We start from the raw sequence: 2,165 nt of genomic DNA, 5'->3' as shown, positions 1-2,165 counted from the left end.
GAGATCACATGGGCTTCGCCGGAGATGATCATGCACCGGGAGGGCAGCGTCTCGATGCCCGGCGTCAACGACGAGGTCCAGCGTCACGCCCGCGTGCGGATCAGCTACTGGGATCTCGACGGCACCATGCAGACCGAAGAGTCGGAAGCCTTGCGGGCCGTATGCCACCAGCACGAGATCGATCAGCTCGACGGGATGTTCTGGATCCAGCGGCTGTCGCGRCTGAAGCGGGAGCGGCTGGTGAAGAAGTTCGAGAAGATGTCGCGGGGGTGAATGAGACGGCGCCCATGCCCTTAGACACTGCGATAGAACAATGCCCGGCCGCCCGGCACGAGCTGGAACAGAATGTCATAGTCGCCAATGTTCGTGGTCAGCACCACGGAGCGCGGTTGAGCCGCGCAGCCCAGTAGCGTGCCTGCTCGCCGCGCCGGTGAAGCGTCCGAGACCGGTCGCGAGCAGCGGCTCGCACAACCGCGGGCCACGATCATTTCGACCGCCATGGGGTCATCCGCGGTATCCAGCGCGGGACGGCGGCCCGGAACGCCTCGTACTCCGTCCCAAACGTCCGCTCGAGCGTGGGTTCTTCGTACGCCACGACGAAGACGTGGAAGGCGAGCCAGAGCAGCGCGCCGTAGACGATGAGGCGCCAATCGCCCATCAGCACCGCTTGACCCAGGATGATGGCAACGACCGCGACGTATATTGGATTACGAACATAACGGTAGAGACCGGTCACCACGAGATTCCGGGTCGGCGCGATGGGCGCGGGGGTACCGAGACCCTGCAGCGCGAAACGCGCAAATGCGTCAACGAGCCCAGGCACGCCTGCGAGAATCATTATCGCGCCGATGCCGCGCGTCAGCTCCAGACCAAGGAACGGCGGCCGGAGTTGCCAACCCGTGATCGACCATGGAACGAGCCCCGCCAGCGTACATGGGGCGACCACGAAGAAAACCGCCGAGCCCAGGACGGCAATGGTTCGCTGCACGGYGGTTCCCGACACTCGCTGCGAGCTCATTCCAACCTCCCCTTCATGGCTTCCCGTCGTCATCCGGGTTGAGCTACGGCGGACAAGTCGCTCCCCCCATCCTGCCTGCTGGATCCAGCGGCTGTCGAGGCTGAAGCGGGAGCGGCTGGTCAAGAAGTTCGAGTAGATGTCGCGGGGCTTGTAGGGTGGGTTAGCTGAGCAACTGGCAATACGCAGTCCGGTCGGCGTAACCCACCGCTTCTTTTCCGCGCGGATACAATGGATTATGCTGGGTCATAAGCCCTCCTCGCAAAACCAAACGCGACGCAGGGTGGATTGAAACGCACTGATGGCGGAGGTCGTGCAGAACTTTCGCGGCCTCTCCTGCGCGTGGGTGCACCAATTCCGTGAGTATTGACTTAGATCAATACTGACTGTGGCCTGAGTGCACCCGGTGTCGTGCGGACTTGGAGGAGGTTCCAATGCGCAAATGGGCTTTGACGATTTTGGCAGTGAGCATGGCCTTAACGGCAGGGCATGCCCGGGCTCAAAGATATGATCCGGCTTACCCCGTCTGCTTGAACGTCGTCTCTCGCGGAATCACCCCATATTACAGATGCAGCTACACGACGATGGACCAATGCAGGGCGTCAGCGAACGGTCAGATGTGCGTCCTCAATCCGTATTACGCCGGTGCGACGGCCAGAGGGACCAATCGGCGTAACTATCGCCAAACGTACACGCCGCCCAAGCCGCCAATCGGCTACCGGGCGGCACCGTACAATCAATTCAACGAACCATATTATGGGGCTTCCCAAGGCTATGCGCCGGGCGAAAAGCAACGATTTCTCGACAGCGTGAGACGATACATGTGACGCATGACGGCCGATCAAGGTCGCGCACGTCTGCCGCCTGGCCGGCGTAATCCACCGTGTTGAGCGCGCAACGAGGAAAGAAGGCGGATTGCGCCTTGCGGCTCATCCGCCCCACAGCCCTTGCGATCTCCACCAATGCGCTATTTCAGCGGCAGAAACACTTCCGCAACCGTCTCATGCTCCGGCACGTCCGGGAAGAAGTTCAGTCGCTGGCAATAGATCGGGAAGTCGCGGGCCTCCTCGCCGCTCGCCGGAAGCCAGTCGCGATAGAGGTAGAGCGCGGCGGGCTCCAGATTGTCGGTGTAGCCGACGACCCGCAGCAC

General features: G+C 62.0%; 5 protein-coding genes. 2 read left to right on the top strand and 3 right to left on the bottom strand.

What is annotated here, in order from left to right; all coding sequences use genetic code 11:
• Positions 1–273: peptide deformylase (locus AC1D00_RS37935; protein WP_477014200.1), on the top strand; the 273-nt coding region annotated here is incomplete at its 5' end.
• Positions 274–293: 20 nt separating this feature from the next.
• On the opposite strand, the gene AC1D00_RS37930 is transcribed toward AC1D00_RS37935, so the two are convergent.
• Both AC1D00_RS37930 and AC1D00_RS37925 read right to left on the bottom strand, forming a co-directional pair.
• The gene (locus AC1D00_RS37930) at positions 294–500 is read right to left on the bottom strand and encodes a hypothetical protein (protein WP_477014199.1); all 207 of its coding nucleotides are present in this window, start codon (positions 498–500) and stop codon (positions 294–296) included.
• The gene (locus AC1D00_RS37925; protein WP_477014198.1) at positions 485–1,018 is read right to left on the bottom strand and encodes a methyltransferase family protein; all 534 of its coding nucleotides are present in this window, start codon (positions 1,016–1,018) and stop codon (positions 485–487) included. The genes AC1D00_RS37930 and AC1D00_RS37925 overlap by 16 nt, the downstream gene beginning before the upstream one ends.
• A gap of 431 nt (positions 1,019–1,449) precedes the next feature.
• On the opposite strand from AC1D00_RS37925, the gene AC1D00_RS37920 reads away from it, so the two are divergent.
• Complete coding sequence (locus AC1D00_RS37920; protein ID WP_477014197.1) at positions 1,450–1,842, top strand: DUF3551 domain-containing protein; 393 nt, start codon at positions 1,450–1,452, stop codon at positions 1,840–1,842.
• A gap of 140 nt (positions 1,843–1,982) precedes the next feature.
• On the opposite strand, the gene AC1D00_RS37915 is transcribed toward AC1D00_RS37920, so the two are convergent.
• Positions 1,983–2,165 (bottom strand): GyrI-like domain-containing protein (locus tag AC1D00_RS37915; RefSeq protein ID WP_477014196.1); only part of this gene is annotated, 183 nt, incomplete at its 5' end.

The organism is Bradyrhizobium sp. P2_E8 (genome assembly GCF_056403875.1).
Note: the sequence above shows the minus strand (reverse complement) of the source record. Positions and strands in the feature narration are given on the sequence as shown.

Coding starts and splice junctions, on each gene's coding strand:
- AC1D00_RS37930 (WP_477014199.1), bottom strand. CDS start 500: ATGGCGGTCGAAATGATCGTGGCCCGCGGTTGTGCGAGCCGCTGCTCG.
- AC1D00_RS37920 (WP_477014197.1), top strand. CDS start 1,450: ATGCGCAAATGGGCTTTGACGATTTTGGCAGTGAGCATGGCCTTAACG.